This is a genomic window from Klebsiella sp. C283 (assembly GCF_048822555.1).
Taxonomy (GTDB): domain Bacteria; phylum Pseudomonadota; class Gammaproteobacteria; order Enterobacterales; family Enterobacteriaceae; genus Klebsiella; species Klebsiella quasipneumoniae.
In genome coordinates this window covers 1-3240 of the sequence record NZ_JBMEZS010000046.1, presented here as the reverse complement: position 1 = coordinate 3240, position 3240 = coordinate 1, and the positions used below count along the sequence as shown (strand labels likewise).

General features: G+C 54.6%; 7 protein-coding genes and 1 pseudogene. All 8 read left to right on the top strand.

Translation table 11 applies throughout. From position 1 onward, the window contains the following. On the top strand, nt 1-333 hold a 333-nt coding region (locus ACOI7Z_RS26985), incomplete at its 5' end, for a hypothetical protein (protein WP_117073120.1). Then, nucleotides 330-953, top strand: coding sequence for a lambda exonuclease family protein (locus ACOI7Z_RS26980; protein ID WP_137916182.1), 624 nt, complete (start codon nt 330-332; stop codon nt 951-953). The genes ACOI7Z_RS26985 and ACOI7Z_RS26980, both read left to right, overlap by 4 nt. Beyond that, nucleotides 950-1378, top strand: a complete 429-nt coding sequence (locus tag ACOI7Z_RS26975) for a regulator (RefSeq protein WP_156727144.1) — start codon at nt 950-952, stop codon at nt 1376-1378. Before ACOI7Z_RS26980 ends, ACOI7Z_RS26975 begins: the two co-directional genes overlap by 4 nt. Then, a complete protein-coding gene (locus ACOI7Z_RS26970) occupies nt 1375-2031 on the top strand; it encodes an MT-A70 family methyltransferase (RefSeq protein WP_040239957.1) in 657 nt (218 codons plus the stop codon). Before ACOI7Z_RS26975 ends, ACOI7Z_RS26970 begins: the two co-directional genes overlap by 4 nt. After that, a pseudogene (locus tag ACOI7Z_RS26965) lies at nt 2028-2248 on the top strand (hypothetical protein). The gene ACOI7Z_RS26970 and the pseudogene ACOI7Z_RS26965 overlap by 4 nt, the downstream one beginning before the upstream one ends. Beyond that, a complete protein-coding gene (locus ACOI7Z_RS26960) occupies nt 2245-2517 on the top strand; it encodes a DUF5405 family protein (RefSeq protein ID WP_038421618.1) in 273 nt (90 codons plus the stop codon). Before ACOI7Z_RS26965 ends, ACOI7Z_RS26960 begins: the two are co-directional and overlap by 4 nt. Further along, complete coding sequence (locus tag ACOI7Z_RS26955) at nt 2514-2915, top strand: hypothetical protein (protein WP_249356060.1); 402 nt, start codon at nt 2514-2516, stop codon at nt 2913-2915. Before ACOI7Z_RS26960 ends, ACOI7Z_RS26955 begins: the two co-directional genes overlap by 4 nt. Beyond that, complete coding sequence (locus tag ACOI7Z_RS26950) at nt 2869-3219, top strand: hypothetical protein (RefSeq protein ID WP_249356059.1); 351 nt, start codon at nt 2869-2871, stop codon at nt 3217-3219. Before ACOI7Z_RS26955 ends, ACOI7Z_RS26950 begins: the two co-directional genes overlap by 47 nt. Nucleotides 3220-3240 lie beyond the last annotated feature (21 nt).

Here is a 3240-nt window from a genome sequence, read left to right as displayed (position 1 = left end):
CGCCCTGGCGAAAAGCTTAAGCCAATGATCCTGAATGCCACCAACAGCAAGATGCTGAAAAGCATTACCGGATCGCCATTCCTTGAGGATTGGGTCGGCGTGAAAGTCACTGTTTACGTCGATAAAAATGTCAGGTTCGGAAAGGAATCGGTTGAAGGTCTCCGCTTAAGCCCAGCGCGCGTTTCAAAACCTGTGCTTTCGCCGGAAAAAACGCAGGCATGGAATAACGCTAAGGCCGCCTTCAAGCGCGATGGCAACCTGGATGCAGTGCTGGCGAGAATGGACATTTCTCCAGAGCATCGCCGCCAACTGGAACAGGAGTGCTCAGCATGATCTGGCATGACGTCGAGCAAAACGGGGAAGAGTGGGATGCTCTTCGCCTGGGGAAGGCTACCGCTTCAAACTTCGGCTTGATTATGGCTAACGATGGCAAGGCGTTTGGTGAGCCAGCCAAGCGTTATGCGCTTCAGTTAGCTCTTGAGCAGATTAAAGGGTGCAAGTCTGAGTTTGGCTTCACAAACGACCATATGGAGCGCGGCCACGAACAGGAGCCAATCGCTCGCATGCTGTACGAAGAGATGAACTTCGTCGACGTGGATAACGGCGGTTTCTTTGATCACGAAACGTATGGGGATAGTCCAGACGGCCTCGTTGGCCGGGACGGGTTGGTTGAGATTAAGTCGGTAATTGCCGCCACTCACTACGCCACCCTCACCCGCGGCGCCTTCGATCCGGCATATAGATGGCAACTAATAGGCCACCTTGATTGCTCTGGCCGGGATTGGGTTGACTTCATCAGCTACTGCTCTGATTTCCCTGACGGAAAGCAACTCATTGTTTACCGTCTTACATCCGCTGAGTGCCAATCAGAAATAGGCCGCCTTCGCGCGAGAAGGAATGAGTTCCTCTCCCTTGTGGCAGAGACTAAGCGAATGATACTGGAGATCGAATGAAACGCACTCCATTTTACCGCAGGCCCGGAAAAGCAGGGAAATTCTCCGGCCTTCGCGAGCGCGTGATCTGGATGATTCAGACGCGCGGCCGCCCTGTAACCGGCAGCGAAATAGCGGAGAAGTTCGGCGTGACGCTTGTCGAATTTAACCGCGTTGCGAACGGTATAACCAGGGGAGAAGGCCGCATTGCGCAGCTGATCGCATCGGAAACCTGGCTCAACGAGGACGGCATCTGTGATCGCACCTTTGACCTGGTCACAAGGCCAAAGGTCATTACCCCGCAGGGTAAAACGCGCCTGTTCACTAAGCGCTCGATTGCTCAGGCCGCCTCTGGCAACCGTCAGAAATGTATAGATAAAGCGGCACGTCGCCGCCGGCTTATCGCATCTGGCCTCTATATCGATGAAATGGAGTCAGTCCTATGAACCGCTACTCACTTATCTATGCCGACCCGGCCTGGTCTTACGGGAACACGATCAGCAACGGCGCCGCCGTCGATCACTACCCCACCATGAGCTTGCTCGATATGAAGCGGCTCCCGGTATGGGAGCTCGCCGCGGATAACGCCGTATTGGCGATGTGGTACACCGGCACCCACAACCAGGAGGCGATCGAACTGGCCGAGGCCTGGGGATTTACTGTGCGCACTATGAAGGGCTTCACCTGGGTGAAGTTGAACCAGTTGGCCGAGCTACGCATTACCAAGGCTCTGGCAGATGGCGATGTGACCGATTTTTACGACTTCCTCGCCCTGCTTAATGCCGAGACGCGCATGAATGGCGGCAACCACACCCGCGCCAACACGGAAGACGTACTGATCGCCACCCGCGGTGCCGGGCTGGAACGCAAGCACGCCGGCATTAAGCAGGTGGTCTACAGCCCACTCGGCGCGCACAGCGAGAAACCGTGGGAAGTTCGGCACCGCCTGGAACTGCTCTACGGCGACGTACCGCGGATTGAGCTGTTCAGCCGCAGCGCGGCGCCAGGCTGGAGCCACTGGGGCAACCAGTGCGCCACCGCTTCAGTTGAGCTGATACCTGGCTGCGCCATTGACGTTGTGAAGACGGAGGCAGCATGACTCCTGAAGAAAAAGAAAACGCTCTCCGCGCCCAGGCTCGTCGCTGCGCAGAAGAGATAACCAAAGCGATGAGCGCAAAGCCTAAACCGAAATGGAACGCTGTATGCCCCCCATCCTTCGCAAGCACTACGAGAAGGTAAAGCCGATGGGTGTCAGCCTGGTGAAATTTGTCAGTGTTATTGGCCGCATGAATGGGCGGTATGGAGTGGAATCATGAGCAAAAACCTACACATCGAACTCGGTGATAAATACGTCGTCACAGGGTCAACGCATGACCTCATCCTGAACGAGAAACGCATCATTAAGGATGGTAAGAACGCCGGTCAGGAAACGCTGGCTCGACTCGGCTACTACAGCAAGTTTGAGCACTTGGTGAAAGAACTTTGCCATCGTGAAATTCTGCAATCAGAAGCGCAGTCACTGGAAGAATTACGCGACTACATCTTTGCGCTCGGCGAGAAGCTGAGTAAGGCGGTTGAGTTATGAGCTTCTTCGAAATTGACTCACGATTTTTGATTGATACCGCATTTCACCGTCTGGAAATCATCCGTGACGATGGGCTGTATCGCCACCTGCGCATGCAGCAGCCGGGAACATCTTGCTACTACTACGACGTTATCACATGGCCTGGTTACTTGACCGTAACCGGCGACATGGGAACCTGGACATTCAGTCGCATCGCGGACATGTTCGACTTTTTTGGCGCCTGGGAGGGTGGAATCAATACCCATTATTGGGCTGAAAAGCTGGAGGCTGGCGCGGGATGTTCGGCACGAGAAATGCTGGCAAAAGAGTATGACCACGACGTGTTCTGCAAAAGCCTGAAAGAGTCTCTGAGTGATTACCTGGGGGGGCGACGAAAGCGAGGAGCCAGAAGAAGATGACGACTGGGACGACGATGACGACACACCCGATAGCGACAAAGCAGTGGTGCGCGAAATCGTCCGCGGCTTGTGCCGGGCGGGTTTCAACAATGAATGGGAGGCTTATCAGGCTGTTTACGATGCTGATTGGCCAGCTGGCTGGAGCGCTTGGGATGTCTGCGATGGACTGACATTTAAAACGTATACCAGCCATTTCCGGTGGATTCTCTTCGCCATCACATGGGCAATCAGCAAATACCACAACGCGAAGATTGTTGATAAAGCGATGGCTACGTTTTTGGCCGTTAAGGGAGTTTCAGCATGAGCGCAGAAATCATCGATCAGG

Coding starts and splice junctions, on each gene's coding strand:
- ACOI7Z_RS26975 (WP_156727144.1), top strand. CDS start 950: ATGAAACGCACTCCATTTTACCGCAGGCCCGGAAAAGCAGGGAAATTC.
- ACOI7Z_RS26960 (WP_038421618.1), top strand. CDS start 2,245: ATGAGCAAAAACCTACACATCGAACTCGGTGATAAATACGTCGTCACA.
- ACOI7Z_RS26970 (WP_040239957.1), top strand. CDS start 1,375: ATGAACCGCTACTCACTTATCTATGCCGACCCGGCCTGGTCTTACGGG.
- ACOI7Z_RS26980 (WP_137916182.1), top strand. CDS start 330: ATGATCTGGCATGACGTCGAGCAAAACGGGGAAGAGTGGGATGCTCTT.
- ACOI7Z_RS26955 (WP_249356060.1), top strand. CDS start 2,514: ATGAGCTTCTTCGAAATTGACTCACGATTTTTGATTGATACCGCATTT.